22 protein-coding genes and 1 pseudogene are annotated in these 20,668 nt (G+C 59.5%); 15 read left to right on the top strand and 8 right to left on the bottom strand.

Annotation, left to right across the window (positions count from 1 at the left end):
• Positions 1–32 precede the first annotated feature (32 nt).
• The 3 genes from FOM02_RS46405 to FOM02_RS46395 all read left to right on the top strand — a co-directional run bounded on the left by FOM02_RS46405 (position 33) and on the right by FOM02_RS46395 (position 1,427).
• A complete protein-coding gene (locus FOM02_RS46405; RefSeq protein WP_265441366.1) occupies positions 33–422 on the top strand; it encodes a PRC-barrel domain-containing protein in 390 nt (129 codons plus the stop codon).
• 175 nt (positions 423–597) lie between these two features.
• Positions 598–1,200 (top strand): HdeD family acid-resistance protein, encoded by a 603-nt coding sequence (locus tag FOM02_RS46400; protein WP_265441365.1) that lies wholly within the window; start codon positions 598–600, stop codon positions 1,198–1,200.
• Positions 1,201–1,211: 11 nt separating this feature from the next.
• Positions 1,212–1,427: a hypothetical protein gene (locus FOM02_RS46395; RefSeq protein WP_265441364.1), complete on the top strand. Its 216-nt coding sequence runs from the start codon at positions 1,212–1,214 to the stop codon at positions 1,425–1,427.
• Here FOM02_RS46395 and FOM02_RS47470 read toward each other — a convergent pair.
• From FOM02_RS47470 to FOM02_RS46380, 4 genes and pseudogenes are all read right to left on the bottom strand, one after another.
• A pseudogene (locus FOM02_RS47470) lies at positions 1,424–1,513 on the bottom strand (IS5/IS1182 family transposase); the annotation flags it as partial. The gene FOM02_RS46395 and the pseudogene FOM02_RS47470 overlap by 4 nt on opposite strands.
• 157 nt (positions 1,514–1,670) lie before the next feature.
• Positions 1,671–2,234 (bottom strand): type 1 glutamine amidotransferase domain-containing protein, encoded by a 564-nt coding sequence (locus FOM02_RS46390; protein WP_265441363.1) that lies wholly within the window; start codon positions 2,232–2,234, stop codon positions 1,671–1,673.
• Between the two features lie 26 nt (positions 2,235–2,260).
• Positions 2,261–3,517, bottom strand: coding sequence for a glutathione-independent formaldehyde dehydrogenase (locus FOM02_RS46385; protein WP_265441362.1), 1,257 nt, complete (start codon positions 3,515–3,517; stop codon positions 2,261–2,263).
• Between the two features lie 565 nt (positions 3,518–4,082).
• Positions 4,083–4,556: a phosphate-starvation-inducible PsiE family protein gene (locus FOM02_RS46380; RefSeq protein WP_265441361.1), complete on the bottom strand. Its 474-nt coding sequence runs from the start codon at positions 4,554–4,556 to the stop codon at positions 4,083–4,085.
• Positions 4,557–5,514: 958 nt separating this feature from the next.
• On the opposite strand from FOM02_RS46380, the gene FOM02_RS46375 reads away from it, so the two are divergent.
• Together FOM02_RS46375 and FOM02_RS46370 are read left to right on the top strand one after the other, a co-directional pair.
• Positions 5,515–6,126 (top strand): HdeD family acid-resistance protein, encoded by a 612-nt coding sequence (locus FOM02_RS46375; protein ID WP_265441360.1) that lies wholly within the window; start codon positions 5,515–5,517, stop codon positions 6,124–6,126.
• A gap of 317 nt (positions 6,127–6,443) precedes the next feature.
• On the top strand, positions 6,444–7,454 hold the full coding sequence (locus tag FOM02_RS46370) for a hypothetical protein (protein ID WP_265441359.1): 1,011 nt from the start codon (positions 6,444–6,446) through the stop codon (positions 7,452–7,454).
• Between the two features lie 118 nt (positions 7,455–7,572).
• Here FOM02_RS46370 and FOM02_RS46365 read toward each other — a convergent pair whose 3' ends face one another.
• The 4 genes from FOM02_RS46365 to FOM02_RS46350 form a co-directional block, all read right to left on the bottom strand.
• A complete protein-coding gene (locus FOM02_RS46365) occupies positions 7,573–7,845 on the bottom strand; it encodes a hypothetical protein (protein WP_265441358.1) in 273 nt (90 codons plus the stop codon).
• 68 nt (positions 7,846–7,913) lie between these two features.
• On the bottom strand, positions 7,914–8,939 hold the full coding sequence (locus tag FOM02_RS46360) for a glycosyltransferase family 4 protein (RefSeq protein ID WP_265441357.1): 1,026 nt from the start codon (positions 8,937–8,939) through the stop codon (positions 7,914–7,916).
• Between the two features lie 104 nt (positions 8,940–9,043).
• Positions 9,044–10,666, bottom strand: coding sequence for an alpha-amylase family protein (locus FOM02_RS46355; RefSeq protein ID WP_265441356.1), 1,623 nt, complete (start codon positions 10,664–10,666; stop codon positions 9,044–9,046).
• Between the two features lie 168 nt (positions 10,667–10,834).
• Positions 10,835–11,542: a helix-turn-helix domain-containing protein gene (locus tag FOM02_RS46350; RefSeq protein WP_265441355.1), complete on the bottom strand. Its 708-nt coding sequence runs from the start codon at positions 11,540–11,542 to the stop codon at positions 10,835–10,837.
• Positions 11,543–11,974: 432 nt separating this feature from the next.
• Between FOM02_RS46350 and FOM02_RS46345 the strand changes: the two genes are divergently transcribed.
• The 10 genes from FOM02_RS46345 (at position 11,975) to FOM02_RS46300 (ending at position 20,636) form a co-directional block, all read left to right on the top strand.
• Entirely contained in the window at positions 11,975–12,451 is a 477-nt protein-coding gene (locus FOM02_RS46345) for a PRC-barrel domain-containing protein (RefSeq protein WP_265441354.1), read from the top strand.
• A gap of 12 nt (positions 12,452–12,463) precedes the next feature.
• On the top strand, positions 12,464–13,123 hold the full coding sequence (locus FOM02_RS46340) for a hypothetical protein (RefSeq protein ID WP_265441353.1): 660 nt from the start codon (positions 12,464–12,466) through the stop codon (positions 13,121–13,123).
• Positions 13,124–13,356: 233 nt separating this feature from the next.
• Positions 13,357–14,010 (top strand): BON domain-containing protein, encoded by a 654-nt coding sequence (locus FOM02_RS46335; RefSeq protein ID WP_265441352.1) that lies wholly within the window; start codon positions 13,357–13,359, stop codon positions 14,008–14,010.
• Between the two features lie 36 nt (positions 14,011–14,046).
• Positions 14,047–14,532: an Hsp20/alpha crystallin family protein gene (locus tag FOM02_RS46330; RefSeq protein WP_265441351.1), complete on the top strand. Its 486-nt coding sequence runs from the start codon at positions 14,047–14,049 to the stop codon at positions 14,530–14,532.
• 128 nt (positions 14,533–14,660) lie between these two features.
• Positions 14,661–16,574, top strand: a complete 1,914-nt coding sequence (gene dnaK / locus FOM02_RS46325; RefSeq protein ID WP_265441350.1) for a molecular chaperone DnaK — start codon at positions 14,661–14,663, stop codon at positions 16,572–16,574.
• Positions 16,575–16,614: 40 nt separating this feature from the next.
• Positions 16,615–17,154: a nucleotide exchange factor GrpE gene (locus FOM02_RS46320; RefSeq protein WP_265441349.1), complete on the top strand. Its 540-nt coding sequence runs from the start codon at positions 16,615–16,617 to the stop codon at positions 17,152–17,154.
• Between the two features lie 45 nt (positions 17,155–17,199).
• On the top strand, positions 17,200–18,111 hold the full coding sequence (locus FOM02_RS46315; RefSeq protein ID WP_265441348.1) for a DnaJ C-terminal domain-containing protein: 912 nt from the start codon (positions 17,200–17,202) through the stop codon (positions 18,109–18,111).
• Positions 18,112–18,113: 2 nt separating this feature from the next.
• Positions 18,114–18,392: a chaperone modulator CbpM gene (locus tag FOM02_RS46310; RefSeq protein ID WP_265441347.1), complete on the top strand. Its 279-nt coding sequence runs from the start codon at positions 18,114–18,116 to the stop codon at positions 18,390–18,392.
• A 73-nt stretch (positions 18,393–18,465) separates the two neighbouring features.
• Complete coding sequence (locus tag FOM02_RS46305; RefSeq protein ID WP_265441346.1) at positions 18,466–19,206, top strand: DUF6894 family protein; 741 nt, start codon at positions 18,466–18,468, stop codon at positions 19,204–19,206.
• Positions 19,207–19,424: 218 nt separating this feature from the next.
• Positions 19,425–20,636 (top strand): alkene reductase, encoded by a 1,212-nt coding sequence (locus FOM02_RS46300; RefSeq protein ID WP_265441345.1) that lies wholly within the window; start codon positions 19,425–19,427, stop codon positions 20,634–20,636.
• Positions 20,637–20,668 lie beyond the last annotated feature (32 nt).

Below are 20,668 nucleotides of genomic sequence, written 5' to 3'. Positions count from 1 at the left end.
CCTGGCCCAACCTTGAAGGCGAAGGAGCTTTGATGAAGACGTCTCACCTCCCGCTGCTCCTGGCAGCCACCTTGGCCGTCGTCACGCTTTCGAAGCAGATCGATCGCGCAGCGGCCCAAGAGATCGGGCTGACGCCTCTGGAGGCGACGGAGGTCGCCAAAGGCTATAGCGCCGAGGCGCTCAAATTCCGGTCTGTAGTCGGCGACAAGCACGACAGGATAGGAAGAATCAGCGACTTCATCTTCGGCAAAGACGGCAATATTTATGTGGTCGTTGCGGTAGACGATTCGACGGGCCTGCCTGGCCATCCCGTGGCGATTCCACTCCGTCAATTCAAGCTGGACGAGTCGCCCGACTATGCCGTTCTGCCGGGCGCAAGCCGCACTTCGCTCGCAAAGCTGCCGGTTTATGTCGGGCACTGACACGGTGGTCCGAACCTTCGCATTGCTTGTTACTGATCGTCGGCGCACACCCTAGCCGCATGGATCACACGCTAGAACTTGCTGCCGAAAGGAGCATTCTGAATTGAGCCTCGTCAGTGCGCGAAGGCTATGGTCCCGTATGCTTCAAGTTGGGAGAATGCCATGGCCAGACACAATGAATTCACCCGTCGATACCTCGTCCGTCGCTGCCAGCGATGGGCTCGCGCGAAACTGGTGGCTGTTCAATCTTCGCGGCATCTTCGGAGTCCTGTTTGGCTTGACTGCTTTGCTCTTTCCCGGACCAACCATGTTGTCCCTCGTGATATTGTTCTCGGCCTATATGCTGTTTGACGGAGTGGCAGGCATCATTTCCGCGGTCCGTGCAATGCGCCGCCGGGACCAATGGGGTTTCTTGATCTTCGAGGGTCTCCTCAACATCGCTGTTGGCGTCGTCGCTCTCCTCTGGCCCGACCTCACCGTGGTTGCGTTCGTGCTCCTGGTCGCTGCATGGGCCATCATCTCGGGTGGATTGATGATGGCGGCCGGGTTCCGACTGAACATCAGTCATGGACGATGGTGGTTGGTGGTGGGCGGATTGTGTTCGCTGATTTACGGGGCGCTGCTGATCGCTATGCCACTCATCGGTGCGGTCGTGCTCACGTGGTGGATGGGCGCTTATGCGCTCGTATTCGGTATCTCTTTGATCATTCTGTCGTTCCAGCTCCGCTCCAGGCATCGGCATGCGGTCACGCCCAGCACGGCGGGAACTCCGGCATAGGTGACATTTTTATGACTTCCGCCACACGCAAGCCGAGCCAATCGGATGGTCCGCCACAGGATCGTCTGGTCAGTGATGCCGAGAAGGCCAATGACGAAGAGTTGCTGGAGGAAAGCTTGATCGAAACCTTCCCGGCAAGCGACTCACCATGCTGGACCGCCTTGACGCGCGTCGGGCCGCCTGACCGAAAAGGCCACTATGTGAAGCGCAAAAAGAAAGCGGCTTAGGGCGCGGACTCCTTAGCACGTAACCAAAATCGGGCTGCGAGTTTGTCATATCGGATCGCGACACGCCGACATTGCTTGAGCCGCGACATTTCCGTTCTGGAACAGCATCAAAGTGGGAATGCTGCGGATGCTACGCGGCAAGATCCACTTGCGGATCGGTATCGACCTTCAGAAATCACACCTCGGGTTCGCATTCGGCAGCGACCTGCTGGTAGATTGGATTGGCGAGATTGAGCTCTCGCTTCAATCAGCCGCGGCAGGCTGCCGCGCCCGACTGAACAGATCGATCATTGCGCGGTTGAAAGCCGGTATGTCGTCAGGCTTTCGGCTGGTCACTAGACCTTGATCGGTCACCGCTTCCTCATCCACCCACAACGCCCCGGCGTTTCGAAGGTCGATCTCGAGTGACGGCCAGGATGTCATGCGCCGGCCGCGCGCTTCATCGGCATTAATGATGGTCCATGGGCCGTGACAGATCGACGCCACTGGTTTGCCAGCATCGAAAAAGCTTTTCACGAACGCGACCGCCTTTGGCTGCATCCGCAAGGAATCAGGATTGATGACGCCGCCGGGCAGTAGCAATGCGTCGAAATCCGCCGAACTCGCATGGTCGAGTTGCACGTCGACGGACAGCTCATCGCCCCAATCGGTGAAATTCCAGCCGTGAACGCGGCCAGTCTTCGGCGAAACGAGGCTGGTCTTGGCGCCAGCGTCGTCAAGCGCCTTCCGCGGCCTGACCAATTCGACGTACTCGAACCCGTCGGTGGCAAGAATGGCAATCTTGTAGTCTTGAAGTGATCCGGCCATGGTTCATCTCCTTGTCTAAGCGAAGGTCAAGAGGAAGCTCGCGCATGTACGCGTTCACCGGTCCCCCTCGTCGATGCGAGCTTGGTGGTGTTGTGTGGATCGATCACGTATTTCTTGGCCGATCCGTCATGGAAGCTCTGATATGCTTCTACCGCCCTCTCGAGTGGTATGACTTCGGTATTTAGAAGTCCCGTGAGATACGGCAGCCGGTCCCAAAGAATGGCCATCATCAGCTCGCGATTGTAATGCATGACCGGACACTGACCGGCGGTGAAGGATGGCGATTTGACCCAAGCCGCGGGGAAACCTAAGGTCATGAAGCCCTTCTTGTTGAGTTCGTTCGGTGCATCCGGATCGAGATTGGTATAGACGCCAGGGATGCCCATGGCGCCTGCGGGCTTGATCACCTCCATCAAGATGTTGAGGACAGCCTCCTCCTCGTTCTTTCCGCTGCCGTCCGGCCCATAACCGTGGCATTCCAGTCCGACACAATCTACGGCGGCGTCCACCCAGCGCGAGCCGTTGCCGAGGATCTTCTCGATCTGATCGGGAACGGGCGTGGCGCTCGAGGGATCAACAACCTCGTAACCGGCGTTCTTGACGAGATCGCGCCGCGCCTTGTTGTGGTCGCCGACGATAATACAGGAGGCTCCGAGCAAGTGTGCGCTGGCCGCAGCGCAACGTCCGACCGGGCCGGCGCCGGCAATGTAGACGGTTGAACCCGTGCCGACGCGCGCCTCGACACAACCGTGATATCCGGTGGGCAGGATGTCCGATAGCAGAGTGAGATCCCTGATTTTCTCGATCGCCTGCTCCTTGTCAGGAAACTTCAAAAGCTGGAAGTCCGCCCAGGGCACCATCATGTATTCGGCTTGGCCGCCCTGCCATCCGCCCAGGTTGAAGCCGTACGCTCCGCAATATCCGAGCTCCTCATTGGCGTTGAGACAAACATCGGTATGACGTTCCTTGCAGTTCCGGCATGTGCCACAGGCAACGTTGAAAGGCACAGAGACGATGTCACCAACCTTGATGCGCTCCACATGCGAGCCCACCTCAACCACTTCGCCCGTATTCTCATGACCCAACTGCATTCCTGAGGGTGCAGCGAAGCGGCCATGATAGATGTGCAAGTCGCTGCCGCAGATATTCGTCGTGATCAGCTTTAGAATAACAGCATGTTCGATTTTCTTCCCTTTGGGGTCCGCAAGCTTCGGATATCCTCTGTCCTGGACCTCCAGTTTGTAAGGCCCTAGAAACGTGACTGCACGGTTGGTTGCGGCCATGGCTTGCTCCTCATAGGATCCGCTTGAAAACGGTGGCGCTACTCTTTCGTCCACGAAAATAAGCGACCCAGAAGAACGGCGCCTTGGCAAAGGTCAATCTTTTGCGGGCTGTTCGTTGACTTTCGATGTCCACGGTAACAGGGAGCGACCGGGCCGCTTGCCGATGGAGAAGGTCCGGCCGCGGCCCGTTCTGGCAGAACGCAACGAGCTGTCTGATTCTGACAGCCCTATTCCAGGGGCTCGGCCGAGCCGCAGATCAGGAAATCGCCCTGACGCCGACGGAGTCAAAGGAGGTCGCCAGAGGCTATTGGGCTGAAGCCCTCAAGCCAACAAGGGCGAAATGATCGTAAGGATCAGCGACTTCATCTTTGGCAAGGATGGCAACATCTACGCCATCCTCGCGGTCAGCGATCGCGTTGGCCCCGGTCGTCATCTCGTCGCAATTACCTTCCGTGTCCTCAAGCTCGACGATCCACGCGGGGAGATCGTGCTTTCAGGCGCCAGTCAGGCAGCTCTTGGAAAACTGCCTTCTCGGCAGCCCATAGCGCCACCGTGGCTCTTTCCTCTAGGCTGTTTCTTCCCGTCGGCAATCGCTGTCGCGTATCAGCCAATACACCACACCCAGCGCGAGGATAACGGTCGCGAATGCCAGCGTGTGCAGGGCATCCGTTTCGTTCAAATCGAGAATGATGATCTTTCGGCAGATGGCAAGCAGCGCGATCACGATCACGGACCGGATCTGCACCACTGCCTCTCGACGTTCAGCCACCACCAACAGGGACTTCTTGAACTCCAACGCAATGATCACGGTAAAGATCATGCCGAAAACGGCCTGGAATACCCTGAAATCAGACGGATCCAGACTGCCCGCCAGCACCAGCCCGAACAATATCTTCAGGCTCAGTGTCCAGACCGCCGCGACCACTACGATCGCAATCAGGAACGTCAGGAAGAGCACTACAGCGTGCTCAAACCATTGATAAAGTGACGTCAACCCGAACTCGCTCTTCGTCTCCTGGAATTCATCCTTAATCGACATGATCGCCTTCGCCCTCTTCCTTTCGCTGGCCTGACGCGCATTGTCGGGCCTAGCCGTCAGCCGGGACCGCACTGGACCATATGGCCGGTGAATATTCTTCCGCCTTGACTGCTGTCAGCAGATGTCCGGCGCTCATAGTGCCACGCTCATTTTTTACGCGATCCAATTGAGAACCATCAATGCACGGCCCTTTGGCGCTTGCGATGATCCAAGTGCGAGGTGTCCCACCCTCGCTGCCCGTTCCCGGGCGTCCTCCCTTGACTTGGACCGCCAGCACTCAGCTGCGCGGTCCTTTCTTTCTCCACGCGAAATGAGAGATCAGCTGTCGCCGGCGCGGATCCACGACCGAACGGAAGGCGGCGCATCAGGCATCACATTGACGCGATATGGCGCCGTTGCCGGGCTCCGCGACTTTGAGCACCTCAATGGCGCAGTACACCGAAGCTCAACGTCCCGATCACAGAGCGTTATTCGCCGCCTGAAGGCCACAAGGCGCACTTACGTCTCGAGACAAGCGAGGTCCTTGGAACACACTGCCAATAGTTCACGGCACGTGATTGCAAGAACTCGTCCCCTCTACGAAGGGTGGCCTGGGTCCAAATAGTAGAGCGGCGTCTTCTTGGCGCGCTGCGGCGTCATCTTGGCAGGGTCTGGCGCTCCGGGAACGCCGCGCGGCCCCAACAGCTCGCGTTGAATGTCATCTTCTGACTTCTCGGGTTCAACCCCGTTCATGGGAGGGTCTTTCGGCATGCTCTTCTCCTTGCCTCGACACAAAGTACTCTGCGCTGTGGCTCATCATGCTGCTCACGAAGCGGCGGTACGGCGATCTAGGAGTACTAGTAATCGCCATTCGAATAGTTTCGCAGCGAGCAAAGCTTGATAGCTGTCAAGGCACGTCGTCGCGGCAGGCCGCTACTATGGTCGGACCCGGAACCGACGGCTATTCTTGGAGTTAGACATGACCAGCACGACCTTCAACAGCAATGCTGACCTTAACATCGACTCTGCCTCCGCGATGCTTGCCAAGAATTGGTGGCTGTTCCTCCTGCGGGGCATCTTCGGAATTATCTTCGGATTGCTCGCTTTTCTCTTTCCGGGTCCCACCATGCTTTCGCTGGTGCTGTTCTTCTCGGCCTACATGTTGGTCGACGGCATAGCTGGAATCATTTCCGCCGTTCGTGCGATGCGACGAAAGGATGAATGGGGACTGTTGATATTTGAAGGCCTTCTTAATATCGCCGTCGGCGTTGCTGCCTTTATCTGGCCTGGCCTGACAGTGCTTGCCTTTGTTTTTATGGTCGCCGCCTGGGCGATCATCTCAGGCGCGCTGATGCTGGCTGCCGGCTTTCGCCTCAAGCTTGATCATGGCCGCTGGTGGATGGTTCTGGGCGGCTTGTTGTCGCTCGTTTATGGCGCGCTGCTGGTCGCCATGCCGCTGATCGGGGCGGTGGTGCTGACGTGGTGGATGGGAGCTTACGCGATGGCCTTTGGTATTGCGCTGGTCGTCCTGTCCTTCAAGTTGCGCGCCCGACAGAACGAGCAGGCAGGCACCTCCGCTGTGGCGGCGTGAGCGACGAGCGGGGTTCCGTCAGCGCATCTTCGCGGATGGGGCCAACAGCGGACGTAACCAGACAGCGTACCGCCGCTCGTGTCGAGTGATCTTGCTAGGAACGGCCCGGAGCGTCGGAACGAAGACACAACTGCGGCATTCATGCTCGACAATCGGAAGTGATCCGATGCCTTTGGTCCGACATGAGCACGGCAATCGGACGATGTCCGCCGGAACCTTTCTGATTGCCGCGCTGGTCATCTGCCGCGATGCTCGTGACCCGCAACGAGACCTGACGTGTTAACTTGGCTCTCGCCCGCCTCTGAGGGCGTTTCGTCATGATCGCGCGAACGATCGAGATTGTCGCGGGTGCCGTTCTGGTCGTTCTTACTCTGCGCGACGTGTTCGACACGGTGGTGGTCCCTGGCGAGAGCAGAGGCGCCTTGCGCGTTGCGCGCAGGCTTCTCGTGGTGGCGGTCCCGATCTGGAAGTGGGCACGTCGCGGCAAAAAGGCGGTTTCGACCAGTTTCGCACCAGCGATCCTGATGGGATCCTTTCTCATCTGGATGGGCCTGCTCCGGCTGGGTTTCGGACTAGCTGCGTATGCTTTGAGCGACTGGTTCTCACCGTCTCCCGATTTCCAGCAGGCGCTGTTCATCGCCGGAAGCGCCCTCTGTACCGTCGGCCTGAGCGGCATCGAGGCGCACGGGCCCGCGCGCTGGGTCCTGGTTTTTGGCGGCTTCTCAGGCCTGTCGGTCCTCACGATGGCGGTGACTTACTTGCTCGAGGTGCAGGAGGGCATATCTCGCCGCGACTCCGGGATTTTGAAGCTCACGACGGCCGCAGGCGAGCCGCCGTCTGCGCTAGGACTGCTGGAACGTTACGCGGACCTCGACTCACCCGAGGAAATCAGGCGCGTTCTCTATGGCGGGCGCGACTGGTGCGCACCGGTGCTCCAAAGCCATGCTTCGCACCCTACCCTGATCTACTTCAGGTCGGCGTCGGTAGGCGCCGGATGGCCGGCGACCCTTGGGGCAATGATGGACCTCGCGCTCATCCTCGAACTGCTGATCGATGATCCGGGCAGCCGAGCTCCCGCGGTTCTCCTTCGCAGCGAAGGGTTGCGGCTCATTGACGAATTAAACCGCGTGATCGGCCTCGATCCGCTAGTTGACGATACGCCAGCAGCGTCCGTGCCGCAGCTCTGCGCCCGGCTGGCTGCCGCAGGCTACAAGCTGCGACCGTCGATCGATGCGCTGGCGTTTGCGGATCGGCGCCGTAGGCATGGAGCGCGCGTCAGGGCCGCTGCGGCGCATCTTGGTACGACGGCGACGCCGTTGCTGCCCTGATTGCCTCGCCGCGCTATGCGGCCGTTAGCCGACAGCACAGTCGCGCCAGAGCTTCAGGCCAGAAACGGGGAAGAACGGACTGGCGGGTGGGTGTTCGGAACAAGGCCAGACAATCGGTCTATGAAACGTCACGTTGGATTGCGTCGAACCCTACATCCGTCAGTTCGACTGTCCCCGAGTCCGGAACGCCGACGTATCCAAGCTGCTTCAACTCGGAAACGGCGACCGCAACGCTGGGATCGGTCCCGAAGTGTGAATCAAGAGTCGCGATAGTCATGCGGGCACCGGGTTTTCGGTGTGTTGCACGAAAAAATGCGAGGATCTCGCAGGCGGTTTCACTGAGCGGCATTTTTGCTTCCATCTGATCCACTTTCTTCGGCTGATCGGGCATGCCTAGGCACGGTCAGGACCATCCGCACAGCGCCGTTGACCCAGAAGCGATACATGGAAGGTCCAGTTTTACCGGGCTGCGAGGGCGCGATAGTGGCGCAAGTAATCCCGTGCCATCCGCTCCGCCGTGAAACGCTCTTCGAAGCTCGCGCGTACGCGCCGGCGATCGATTTGCCCAAGCCGCGTCACGGTCTCGATTGCTTCGTCCTCATTTTGGACGATGAAGCCTGTCACGCCTTCCTCTATAATCTCAGGCACCGAACCGGACCGGTAGGCGATGACCGGCGTTCCGCAGGCCATGGCCTCAATCATCACTAGTCCAAACGGCTCGGGCCACTTGATTGGGAAGAGCAAAGCAGCGGCTCCTGCAAGGAACGGCTGTTTCGAGGCGTCATCTACCTCGCCGACGAGCTGGATTTGTATGCCGTCGATCTGAGGCTCTATCTTCTCTCTGAAGTACCCACTTTCGGCGCGAGGGACCTTGGCAGCAATCCTAAGCGGCATTCTTGCTGCGAGAGCGATGCGGATAGCATCTTCAGGGCCTTTTTCGGCGGTCAAGCGCCCGAGAAACGCCAGGTATGATCCGGCAGCAAATGACGCACGGAACTGGTCGATGGGCAGACCGTGATACACCGTTCCGCACCAGTTTGCGTTGGCGAGCGGAATGCGCTGATTATCCGAGATGGATGCGAAGCAAGCTTCTGGAAATTTGCTGGCCACGGCTGGCAATCCCGGCAGATCCAGCCGGCCGTGCATCGTTGTGATGAATGGTACGCCCGCTCGCTTGAGGATAGGCAGATGTAGCCAGTCGATGTGAGCGTGAATCACGTCGAACTGATTGGAGCAATCGGATACTGCTTCCAGTTGGGCAGCCAAAGCCGCGGTGGGGTCTGAGCGTGGTCGCCCAAGGCGAAGGGCTTTGGGCCAAACGGGACAAAGTGTGGCGCGGGTCCTGGAATCGCCGCTCGCAAAGAGGGTGACGTCCTGCCCGAGTCCGACGAGTGCATCGACGAGCCAGGCGACCACTCTTTCCGTTCCACCATAGAGCTTCGGCGGGACGCTTTCGGCCAGCGGAGCAATTTGAGCTATCTTCATTCAATCACTCCCAAATGGCGCTTGCGCTCCGGCCGCCAGCATTCAGACCGGCGAGCATCAGCGAAGGACCCTGGCGAGGGCCGCGTATATCAGTCGGAGCGCGTTCATTGGTCGACCCGAAACCAACGATATCCGTAGCCGTCGAGTTCGATCGTCGAGTCCCCGCAGGAGTTCGATGAGTACACGCGATTGCCGAATAGATCAGTTAACTTGGGCGCCGCCGGGAAGTCATCGACTTGCGCTCGGCACTCGGACTGCGACAGGTTGTGCAATATCAGCACCGACTGACCTTCCCACTCGAATTTCTGAACCAGAATGGAGAGAGAATTCGCGTTCGGAAAACTCAGATCACCCCACCCAACTTCCGTGCAGGACTTGCGTAATTCGACGAGGCGCCGCATCCAGTTGTAAAGAGAGTCCGGATCGCGCTGCTGGGCGGCAGCGTTGACCTTGGACGGCGCGTACTCGGCCTCTTGGATCATGTCGTAACGCAATCCGGCCGCCGGGTGAGTAGAGAATCCACCGCTTTCATCATCCGTCCATTGCATGCAAGTCCGCACCGGCCATCGCTCCGGAAGCGCGAGATTGTCGCCCATTCCCAGTTCATCTCCGTAATAGATGACCGGTGTGCCAGGGAGACTGAAGAGCAGGCTGTATGCGAGTTCGATCTGCCGGCGGTCATTGCCAAGGATGCAGGCCAGACGACGACGAATTCCGCGTCCGTAAAGTTGCATTTTTCGGGACGGGGCAAAGGCAGCATAGACTTCCTCACGCTCTTCAGGTTTCAAGCGCCCGAGGTCAAGCTCGTCGTGATTGCGCAAGAACTGGGCCCACTGAGCGAACGGGGGCAACCGAGGCAGTGCGGCCAGACACCACTGCAGGGGCTCGGCACTTCCGCGCGCGAGCGCCAGAAACAGGTGCTGATTTAGAAGAAACGCGAATAGAAGGTGTATGCGCGATCCACTGCCGAAGTAGTGGTCGAGTTCGGAAGGGGCAACATTCGCTTCCGCCAGCAATACAGCGTCACCTTTGCGCCATGACAAGAAGTCACGCAGCTCTCCGAAGAACTCGTATCGGCGCGTTGGAGGACGGTCCGGGCGTATCTCCTCCACAACGAAGGGGGCGGCGTCGATGCGAAATCCCGACACGCCGAGTTCAAGCCAAAAGCCAACGATTTTGAAGATTTCTTCGCGAACGGCAGAAGATGCAATGTTCAGATCGGGCTGGTGCTGGTAGAAGCGGTGATAATACCAGGCTCGGGCGCAAAGATCGTAAGTCCATACACTCAGTTGCACGCCCGGAAATACGACGCCCTCCGTGCTGTCTTCCGGTTCCGTGTCTGACCAGACATAGTACTCGCGAAATGCCGACCGATGATCAGCGCGCGCCTGTTGGAACCATGGATGCTGCTCAGAAGTATGGTTGATTGGCAGATCGATGATCAATCTCATACCGCGCAGGCGCGCTTGATGGCTGAATTCAACGAAGTCACCGAGCGTTCCAAGTGCGGGCGCTACATTGTAGTAGTCCGTCACGTCGTAACCATGATCGAGCCCTGGACTTGGATAGAATGGAAGCAACCACAGGCAATCCACTCCCAGCTGGGCGATATGGTCGAGCTGCGCTACCAATCCCTTGAAGTCGCCGATACCATCGCCGTTGCCGTCTTTGTAGGTGGCCACGTTCAGGCTGTAGATTGCTGCGTTCTTGTACCAGAGGTCGAGCAACGGCCATTCCTTTTTGAATTACTCTTGCAGGACAACCGCGCTTACGTCCGCTCTATCGCTGTGGGCGGCGCGCTACGGCAGGCTCGCCGCCAACTCTTGCCTTCGTCTAACTCGCCTCCATCCAGCTGTGGTTGGACGCGCGTTATGAGTCCGCGCCCTGGAGCGCAATTAGGCAGCGATCATGGCAGAACCGGCGATCGGATACTTTCTACCGATTTGGTGCTCCAGTGCATCGCGATCCACAATTCGGACCGTTCGAATCCCAATTAGAGCAATGACACCGCGCTGCTGCAGATCTGAAAACGCACGACACACAGTCTCCACGGACACGGCGAGGTACTCGGCGAGATCATACCGCGTGATCGGAAGCCGTATGTCTCCTCGCTGGTCTCCGTAGCGGTCCTCAAGCAGCAGCAGGAACGCACTCACCTTGTCCGCCGTCGTGACACCCCCGAGGACTATGAGCTGCTGTCGGGTACGTTCTAACGATTGAAAGGTGATCTCTCTCAGTTCTCTTGCGAACTGGCGATCGCGCTCGCCGAGATTCTCTAGCCGCGCCCCGGAATAGCCCGCGAGCACGGTCTCTTCCGTAACGGCCTCGATCGCTACTTCTCTCTGGCTGTTCCCGACAAAGAAGAAATCCCGCACCAGCATCAGGTCCAGGATCTGCCGCCGTCCATCGGTGCGGATAGTCGACCATCGTACCGCGCCGGCAATCACGTAGTACCAATGTCCCGCGGTGCCGTTGTCTTCCGGAACCTGCTGGTCGCGGTTCAATTTGACAATTGCCGCCGACCCATCGAGCCCCTTCAGCGCGTGCGGCTGTGCGGCGAGCATCCTTCGATAATAGTCCGCTGGGTGGATTATCGGCTTCATCTCGTTGTCCTTTTTTTCGGCGCACTTTCGGTGGGAGGAACGATCCGCTCGTCGGCAGTCAACTATCAGCAATATAACCGCGTAAACTTGGGAAGTTTTCGTACGTAGAAACACGTAACGGCCCGGCGATGCCCTGCAGGACGCCCTCCTGACCGCGCAGCATCGCGGACAAGGTCCGTCGCTCTCTCATGGCGATGTGTGCGACGGAGTCATCGCCCCCTGCTTTTGCGCCATCGGACTACGGCACAATGGTCCCTATGACTTCACGTCGATCCAGGCGCAGGCTGCCGCATGTGCGCAGCAATGACGGTTGGACAATCGAGGCATTCAGCCGCGGTGTCGATTAAGCGATCTGCGAATTGACAACGGTCAGCGCACCCGTGATTCAAAGGGTGTACTCGCTAAGCCCACTAACAGTCACAGGAGCGAGACATGGAAGCAACCACGACCATCCCCCGTCCCCTTTCGAAACTCATCATCAGCGCAGCCACGCCGTGCCGACAGAACGCGGCGAAGTGGACGCGATATTCCGGCCTGGCGGCGCTTGCCGGAATATTGGCCGTCCTCAGCAGCAATCCCGCGCTGCCGCAGGCTGGCGTAGCTCTCGTCAAGGTTGACTTAAGCGTCGTCGCTCAGGGCTATCGCATGAGCAAGGTGATCGGCAGCACCGTCATGAACGACAAGAATGAGAAGATTGGAAGCCTGGACGACGTGATTGCCGCCAAAGATAAGAAACAACTCGACTTCGCGATTCTGCAGGTCGGCGGCTTTCTCGGCGTAGGCGGCCATCTGGTCGCAGTCCCGTTTGATAGCCTCGTCATCGATGACACCGGCAGCAAGATCACTCTTCCTGGCGCATCCAAAGAAGAGCTCAAGAAGCTATCGGAATTCCACTACCGATCCTCTTGACGGTCACGTCATATGTCGACGTCAAGATCAACCGACACGATCCTGGACCGGACCCGCACCCGCGAGGTGACCGCTGTGTTTCACTCGCGACGTGCGCTCGATGACGCGGCCCAGGATCTTCTTCTTTCAGGATTCGATCGCTCCGACATCGACATCAGCGCGTCTCCCGACGAAGTGCAGCGACGGCTGAATTACGCGGTCATTACTCCGGCCGATCTCGCCGACCTGCCGGCCGCGCCGAGACAGCCCTTCTTTGGTGGCGACGATTTGCTTGGCGTTGAAGCCGTCGCCAGCAGTGTTCTCGGTTGCATCGCAGCGGTTGGCTCCGCTCTTTTCCTGATAATCAAAGGCTATGAGTCTATGGCAGTCGCCATGTGGTCGATCCTGATCGGGATCTTCACAGGTGCCGTCGTCATAGTTCCCATATACCGACTACTGCGCCGCGAGCGCGTCAGAGGCCTGGAGCCGGTTGCAGAATGGGATGGCCTCTTGATCTGGGTTCGGGTTCGCGCACCTGAGAAGGAAGCTCAGGCCCAGGAGATTCTGATGCGGCATGGCGGGCAGGCTGTGCACGTTCATGAAATCGATCTGGAAAAGCGGCCGGAGGATCTACCACTGCACTTACTTCGTCCGGATCCCTGGCTGGGTGACGAACGCCTCGGGCGACCGTAAACGGGCCGCGACAAATGCTGCGCCCGCGTCATTTCGCCCAGCCATTCTCACACCGTCCACAAAGATCATCTTTGGCGATCTTCAGCCCGTCCGGCTTCAGAAGCTCAAGCGAGAAACTCGAGACGGAAGTTGACGGTCGTCATGGCCCGCTTGCTCATCGCGCGTAAATTGCCCCGTGGCGGCAATGACGGAGCCGTGCCGATAATGCCACTCGCATACGCCAGGAGCCGGTCGTGAAGTCAGACACTGAGATCGAACGTGATGTCCGCGACGAGCTGAAATGGAACCCGGACCTCGATGCCGATGACATTGCCGTCTCGGTCAAGGACGGTGTTGTGGCGCTTGCGGGCTTCACCCACAGCTACCCCGATCGGCTTGAGGCCGAATCCGCGGCGAAGCGGGTCGCGGGCGTTCGCGCAGTAGCCAACGACATCGAGGTTCGGCTGCCATCCATCGAACAGCGCCCGGATCCTGAGATCGCACGCGACGCGGTGGCGGCCCTCGTGTCAGAGCTTCCGATCTCCCACGACAAGATCAAGGCGATCGTCAGAGACGGCTGGATCACGCTCGAAGGCTCTGCTGAACGGCAAGATCAAAAAACCGTAGCTGAAAACGCGGTTCGCAAGGTCAAAGGCATCAAGGGCGTCCTCAACGTGATCATGGTCGAGCCGAATGTCGAGCCCTCCGAGCTCAAGCAGAAGATTCAGGACGCGTTCAAACGAAATGCCGAAGTCGACGCCGACGGGATCCAGGTCGAGGCGAACGGAAGCGAAGTGGTTCTCAAGGGCGCGGTTCGCTCTTGGATCGAACGCGAGGAAGCCGAGCGCGTCGCCTGGTCGGCGCCCGGCGTGAGCAGGGTCGACGATCGCATCGTCGTGAGCCCCTAGATTGGTCGCATCTCAAACTCAGAAGGAGAAGTCAAAATGAGGTTAGGTTCACTGGTCCCGTCTCGTGATGCAGGAATGCTGATGCGGCCCGACTTCGGCCTGTTCGGCCTGCATCGGGAAATCGACCGCCTGTTCAGCGAGTTCTCGCAGAGCCTAGGCCCCAACGGACAGCAGCTCGTGCCAAGCATCGAGATCGCGGAAACAGACAAGGCGATCGAGGTCACCGCCGAAATGCCGGGACTCGAGCGCAAGGACGTCGACATCTCCATCGAGGACGATACGCTCACGATCCGCGGCGAGAAGAAGGTGGAGCAGAGCACGGACGGCGGCAAGGATAAGAGTGACAAAAATGTCAAGCATAGCGAACGCAGCTATGGCGTGTTCCTTCGCGTGCTGCAGCTGCCGCCCGGCATCGACCCGTCGTCCGTCCAGGCGACGATGGCCAACGGCGTCCTGAAGATCACGATTCCAAAGCCCGCAAAGCCAGAACCAAAGAAGATCGAGGTCAAGGAAGCTGCTTGACCGTTGGCGCGGCGAGACGCCAGAGCCCGTTCTCTCCTCACAGCACGACTCGAAGCGTCTCGCCCCCCGTCGCCGAACATCCAGGACGTCACAGCCGTCCGCCGTATTTAAATCGAAGGAACCTGATCATGGCAAAAGCAATCGGCATCGATCTCGGAACCACCAACTCTTGCGTGGCCGTAATGGAAGGCAGCAAAGCGAGGGTCATTGAGAATGCCGAAGGCGGGCGCACCACGCCGTCCATGGTTGCCTTCACGGACGATGGCGAAGTCCTGGTCGGGCAGCCGGCCAAGCGGCAAAGTATCACCAACCCCGAGAACACGATCTATGCCATCAAGCGACTGATCGGCCGGCGTTACGACGACCCGATCACAGCAAAAGACAAGACCATGGTGCCCTATCACATCGTGCCGGGCGACAACGGCGACGCCTGGGTCGACGTCCGGGGTAAGAAGTACAGCCCGAGCCAGATCAGCGCTTTCATCCTCACCAAGATGAAGGAAACCGCGGAAGCCACGCTCGGCGGCGCCGTCACACAGGCCGTCATCACCGTCCCCGCCTATTTCAACGACGCGCAGCGCCAGGCAACCAAGGACGCCGGCCGCATCGCCGGGCTGGAAGTCCTGCGCATCATCAATGAGCCGACTGCGGCCGCCCTGGCCTACGGCCTCGACAAGAGAGGCAGCGGCAAGATCGTGGTCTATGACCTCGGTGGCGGCACGTTCGATGTCTCGATCCTGGAAGTCGGCGACGGCGTGTTCGAGGTCAAGGCAACCAATGGCGACACCTTTCTCGGTGGAGAGGATTTCGACAAGCGGATCATCGACTATCTGGCGGACGAGTTTCGCAAGGAAAATGGAATCGACCTCCGCAAAGATCGCCTCGCCCTGCAGCGGCTCAAGGATGCGGCCGAGAAGGCCAAGATCGAACTCTCCAGCGCCACCCAGACCGACGTCAATCTGCCCTTCATCACCGCAGATCAGGCCGGACCGAAACATCTCAATATCAAGCTGTCGCGCGCCAAGCTTGAAGCGCTCGTCGACGATCTGATCCAACGCACCATCGATCCGTGCAAGGCAGCGTTGAAGGACGCCGGCCTGCAGCCATCGGACATCAACGAAGTCGTGCTGGTCGGGGGTCAGACCCGCATGCCAAAGGTCCAGGAGACCGTGCAGAAGCTGTTCGGACGCGAACCTCACAAGGGTGTCAACCCGGATGAAGTGGTCGCGGTCGGTGCCGCGATCCAGGCCGGCGTTCTCCAAGGCGACGTCAAGGACGTCCTGCTCCTCGACGTGACACCCCTGTCATTGGGCATCGAGACCCTTGGCGGCGTCATGACGAAGCTGATCGACCGCAATACCACGATCCCGACCAAAAAGAGCCAGGTATTCTCGACAGCGGAGGACAATCAAACCGCGGTCACGATCCGGGTCTTCCAGGGTGAACGCGAGATGGCAGCAGACAACAAGCTGCTTGGACAGTTCGATCTGGTCGGGATCCCGCCGGCACCGCGGGGCGTGCCGCAGATCGAGGTGACCTTCGATATTGATGCCAATGGCATCGTCAACGTATCGGCCAAAGACAAGGCGAGCGGTAAGGAGCAGAGTATCCGGATCCAGGCGTCCGGCGGCCTGACCGAGGCGGACATCCAGAGGATGGTCAGGGAGGCCGAAGCCCACGCCGATGAGGACAAGCGGCGCAAGGAGCTCATCGAAGCCCGCAACCAGGCCGACGCGGTGGTCTACAGCACCGAAAAGGCCCTGAAGGACTCCGAAGGAAAGATCCCCGCCGACGTCAAGAGGGAGATTGAGCAGGCGATCGCCGAGGCAAAGCAACGGATGAGCGCCGAGGACGTGACAGCGATCCAGCAGGCAACCCAGCGGTTGCAGCAGTCGGCATCCAAGATCGGCGAAGCCTTGAACCGCGCGGCGTCCCAAGGCGGCGCTGCCGGCAGGGGACAGGCGGGATCGTCTGGCAGCGGCGAGGACGTCGTAGACGCGGAATTCGAAGAAGTCGACCCCGGCGATCGGAGGGCTTCTTGAAGCCTTCCGATCCGGCCGAACGCGATAGATGGAGCACGACATGGCTACCAAGACCATGGAAGATGGGCTCGGCGAGCTTCCCGCAGGTGAGCACAAGGAAAGCGACCAGCCGCAGGAGAGCACCGCCGAGCGCGACCGCCTGATGCGTGCACTTGCGGACGCCGAGAACACGAGGCGCATCGCCGAGCGTCGGGTCCAAGACGCCAGGCAATATGCCATCGCCGACTTTGCCCGCGAACTGCTACAGGTGGCGGATAATCTGCGGCGCGCCATCGACACCGGCTCGCCGGAGCAGGGAGCCAAGGACGATGGCCTGCTGGGCGGAGTCGTCGCCACCAATCGTATCCTCACGCAGATCCTGAAACGCTTCGGTGTTGAAGAAATCGAGGCTCTGAATCGGCCATTCGACCCGATGAAGCACGAAGCAGTGATGGAAACCGATCGGTCCGATCAGCCTCCCGGGAGCGTCGCGGACGTTTTGGAGAATGGCTACATGCTTCACGACCGTCTGTTGCGGCCGGCCAGGGTCGTTGTCGCCAAACCGCCTAGAACAGAATCGCCGTCACCCCCGCAACAATGAACGGCGGTCCGCTGGTTCGGGCCGACGCGTAAACAGGAGCTGGTGTTGGCTGCAGATCCATATGCAACGCTGGGCGTCAAGAAAGACGCGACAGAGGCCGACATTCAAAAGGCCTACCGGCGGCTCGCGAAGAAGCTGCATCCTGATCTCAATCCCGGCAACAAGTCGGCGGAGGACAAATTCAAGGAGCTTTCCGCCGCCTACACGCTTCTGAGCGATCCGGACAAGCGCGCCCGTTTCGACCGCGGTGAGATCGATGCATCAGGTACCGAGCAGCAGCCCCGTCGATACTACCGGGATTTCGCCGATCGGGAAGGTTCGACGGGCTACACCAGTGGTGCGGGCTTTGCCGATTTCAGTGACTTCGCCGGCAGCGATGATATTCTCTCCGAGATCTTTGGACGTGCCGGCCGCACCACCCGGCGCGGGCGCGGGGCTGACGTCCGATATCACCTTGAGCTCAACTTTCTCGATGCGGTCAACGGCGGCAAGCAATCCATTGTCCTGCCCGACGGGAGTACGCTCGAGGTCAACATTCCTCCCGGCACCAGCGACGGCCAGATTCTCCGCCTGAAAGGTAAGGGTCGTCGGGGAGCCGGAGACGGTCCGTCAGGCGACGCCCTGATCGAGATCAGTGTCCTGCCCCACCCCTACTTCGTCCGCAAAGGCGACGACATCCACCTGGACCTGCCGATCTCATTGAAAGAAGGCGTGCTGGGCGCAAAGCTCAAGGTACCAACCGTGAGCGGCGCAGTCGCAGTCTCTGTGCCAAAATGGTCGAGCTCGGGCCGAGTTCTTCGGATCAAGGGACGCGGCGTGCCGCGGGCCGATGGCAGCAGAGGGGACCAGTACGTCACGCTGAAGCTGGTTCTGCCGAAAAAGCCGGACCGGGATCTCGAACGGTTTGTAAGTGAGTGGCAGCCTTCTGATAGCCCAAGACAATCGATGGGAGTGTGACAATGCAGCTCCAGGAATTCGCCGATCGATCTCACCTCGATTCCTCCACGATTGAAGCCTGGGTGAGTGCGGAATGGCTGGTAGTGCAACCACCGGGGCATCAGTTTTCCGAGCAGGATCTCGCCCGTGCGCGCCTCATCCAGGATCTCAAGGGCGACCTGGGCGTCAACGACGAAGGTATCGCGCTGGTCCTGTATCTGCTGGATCAAATGTATGGGCTGCGCTGCCTGCTGCGAGACATTCAGGCGATGCGTACCACAGCTTCCGAACGCCCGCATTGATGCCTTTGCGATTGAACGGCTATCATGAGCTTGCGCGTTCGGGCTCTGCTCTTCTCTTTGAAGGTCACGGATCATGCAGTCACTTCTCTCGGCACTTCGCGACGCAGCAATGTCACGGGATGCTTGGCCAAAAGCGCTTCAAAGACTGATGGATAAGGCGGGCGTGGCGGGTGCGGCGCTCATTGTCACGAACAAGACGACGGGTACGGTCGACGAAGCCGTCTTTTGCGGTCTCAGTGCCGAGTTCAAGCCCCGCTACGTCGACCATTACGCCGCGCTCGATCCATACTCGCCTCTGCTCGATGCACGCTGGACCATGCTCACAACGTGTCTTCCAGAGGCACTTTTGCGGAGAAGCGAGTGGTACAATGATTTTGTGCTGAGCTGCGGCGTTCGCGATATCCTGGGAACGCGGCTCTCGGACACTGCGGGCCATTCCGTCATTCTTGGCGTTCACCAGCGGATCGGACGCCCCTTTTCTCAAGATGTTGAACCCCTGATCGCCGCGATCACGGAACCCCTGAGGTATGCGGCGCGCTGCCATCACGATCGCCTGAATGGGGGCCATCAAGTTGGCGATCCCCAAACGACGAAACCCGCAGAAGGAAGCCGCTTCTTCTTTCATATCGAAAATGGAGCGAAATATCCCGACGAAAGCGGTCGCGTTTTCCTCTCGCCCGCCCACGCTGCGGAATGCGGACTGACCATTGCTCGTGAGCTGGCGCAGGATGGCGACTGGTCTGGCTTTTCTATCGTTGTCACCGATGAATGGGGACGAACGATCACGCGCGTACCAATTGTCTCTCGGCCATAAGCCGGGCATCGCATTCGAAGAAACATACCGATGAAAAGCTGACCGCGCTGGCCGCCTTGCAAGATCGGATCTCGCGTCTTTGACGCCTGCGTAACCCCACCTCCATTCTCCAAGGTTGGCGCATTGACAATTGTCAGCGCAGTCTAGCGATCCGCCATTAGGTTAGGGTCCAGAGATCCAAGGATCTTCGCACACTTAACTCCTTCGACTGAGGCAATATGGTCACCGCTACCACGCAAAGCCGCGTGCTCCACGCGGTCCCAAACGGGGACACGAACCCCCTCTTCCAACCATGCCGGCTCGGGCCGTTCAGCCTGCCCCATCGAGTCGTCATGGCCCCCTTGACCCGATCAAGAGCACGGCAGCCCGGCAATGTACCATCTCCACTAGCAGCCTGCTATTATGCGCAGCGCGCCTCTGCCGCCCTGATCATAAGCGAGGCCACCCAGATCTCGATGCAGGGCCAGGGATATGCCTGGACCCCAGGTATCCATAGCCGCGAACAAGTCGAAGCCTGGCGGCAGGTCACGAAAGCTGTGCACGAGAATGATGGACTGATCTTCAACCAGCTTTGGCACGTCGGTCGCATTTCGCATCCGGCCCTGCAGCCGGACAACATGCTGCCCGTAGCGCCCTCGGCGATCACGCCCGCGGGCAAGGCCTTCATCGAAAACGAGCGTGGCGAGGGAGAACTGGTTCCATTTGTGCGTCCACGCGCGCTGACGCTGGAGGAGATGCCATACCTCGTCAAACAGTATGAGCGCGCGGCGCGAAATGCGGACGCCGCCGAGTTCGATGGCATCGAGATTCATGCGGCGAACGGCTACCTGATCGATCAGTTCATCGAGAGCAGCACCAACCGACGCAGCGACGCTTATGGCGGATCCGTTCAACATCGGGCGCGGCTTTTGCTTGAAATCACGGAAGCCCTGATTCCCATTCTCGGGGCGGACAGGATCGGCGTCCGGCTCTCACCTCTCGGCAAGATGAACGACATCAACGACGACGCTCCGGACTCGACGTTCGCTTACGTCGCCGAGCAACTTTCCGGCTATGGTTTGGCCTATCTGCACATCGTCAATCCCGCGCTCGAACAGATGCAGAAGGGCGAGAAGCCGGAGCCGTACGCCCTCAATATCGCCCGACTGATCCGGAACACATATCAGGGAACGCTCATCGTCGCTGGAGGCTTCAACGCCGATACCGCCGCGCAATGGCTACGCGATGGCCAGGCTGACTTGATCGCCTTCGGCCGCAAGTTCATCGCCAATCCCGACTTGCCCGAACGGCTGCGTGTCGGTGCCCCACTGAACATAGACGACCCGACGACATACTATGGCGGCGGCGAGAAAGGTTACACGGACTATCCTTCACTGGAACAGGACCGCGGCGAAAAGGCGAAGGCCTGTGTCGATCAGCGTTGGCGATGATGCAGCAGGGGGCCGGTCCGCATGAGAATATT

Origin of the sequence: Bradyrhizobium sp. SEMIA (genome assembly GCF_014844175.1) — a bacterium.
In the GTDB taxonomy this organism is placed as follows: Bacteria; Pseudomonadota; Alphaproteobacteria; order Rhizobiales; family Xanthobacteraceae; genus Bradyrhizobium; species Bradyrhizobium arachidis.
The sequence above is the reverse complement of the archived record's forward strand: the minus strand, read 5'-3'. Positions and strand labels throughout refer to the sequence as shown.

Excerpts from the sequence above, each read along its gene's own strand:
- FOM02_RS46405 (WP_265441366.1), top strand. The coding sequence starts at position 33 with ATGAAGACGTCTCACCTCCCGCTGCTCCTGGCAGCCACCTTGGCCGTC.
- FOM02_RS46400 (WP_265441365.1), top strand. The coding sequence starts at position 598 with ATGAATTCACCCGTCGATACCTCGTCCGTCGCTGCCAGCGATGGGCTC.
- FOM02_RS46395 (WP_265441364.1), top strand. The coding sequence starts at position 1,212 with ATGACTTCCGCCACACGCAAGCCGAGCCAATCGGATGGTCCGCCACAG.
- FOM02_RS46390 (WP_265441363.1), bottom strand. The coding sequence starts at position 2,234 with ATGGCCGGATCACTTCAAGACTACAAGATTGCCATTCTTGCCACCGAC.
- FOM02_RS46385 (WP_265441362.1), bottom strand. The coding sequence starts at position 3,517 with ATGGCCGCAACCAACCGTGCAGTCACGTTTCTAGGGCCTTACAAACTG.
- FOM02_RS46380 (WP_265441361.1), bottom strand. The coding sequence starts at position 4,556 with ATGTCGATTAAGGATGAATTCCAGGAGACGAAGAGCGAGTTCGGGTTG.
- FOM02_RS46375 (WP_265441360.1), top strand. The coding sequence starts at position 5,515 with ATGACCAGCACGACCTTCAACAGCAATGCTGACCTTAACATCGACTCT.
- FOM02_RS46370 (WP_265441359.1), top strand. The coding sequence starts at position 6,444 with ATGATCGCGCGAACGATCGAGATTGTCGCGGGTGCCGTTCTGGTCGTT.
- FOM02_RS46365 (WP_265441358.1), bottom strand. The coding sequence starts at position 7,845 with ATGCCCGATCAGCCGAAGAAAGTGGATCAGATGGAAGCAAAAATGCCG.
- FOM02_RS46360 (WP_265441357.1), bottom strand. The coding sequence starts at position 8,939 with ATGAAGATAGCTCAAATTGCTCCGCTGGCCGAAAGCGTCCCGCCGAAG.
- FOM02_RS46350 (WP_265441355.1), bottom strand. The coding sequence starts at position 11,542 with ATGAAGCCGATAATCCACCCAGCGGACTATTATCGAAGGATGCTCGCC.
- FOM02_RS46345 (WP_265441354.1), top strand. The coding sequence starts at position 11,975 with ATGGAAGCAACCACGACCATCCCCCGTCCCCTTTCGAAACTCATCATC.
- FOM02_RS46340 (WP_265441353.1), top strand. The coding sequence starts at position 12,464 with ATGTCGACGTCAAGATCAACCGACACGATCCTGGACCGGACCCGCACC.
- FOM02_RS46330 (WP_265441351.1), top strand. The coding sequence starts at position 14,047 with ATGAGGTTAGGTTCACTGGTCCCGTCTCGTGATGCAGGAATGCTGATG.
- dnaK (WP_265441350.1), top strand. The coding sequence starts at position 14,661 with ATGGCAAAAGCAATCGGCATCGATCTCGGAACCACCAACTCTTGCGTG.
- FOM02_RS46320 (WP_265441349.1), top strand. The coding sequence starts at position 16,615 with ATGGCTACCAAGACCATGGAAGATGGGCTCGGCGAGCTTCCCGCAGGT.
- FOM02_RS46310 (WP_265441347.1), top strand. The coding sequence starts at position 18,114 with ATGCAGCTCCAGGAATTCGCCGATCGATCTCACCTCGATTCCTCCACG.
- FOM02_RS46305 (WP_265441346.1), top strand. The coding sequence starts at position 18,466 with ATGCAGTCACTTCTCTCGGCACTTCGCGACGCAGCAATGTCACGGGAT.
- FOM02_RS46300 (WP_265441345.1), top strand. The coding sequence starts at position 19,425 with ATGGTCACCGCTACCACGCAAAGCCGCGTGCTCCACGCGGTCCCAAAC.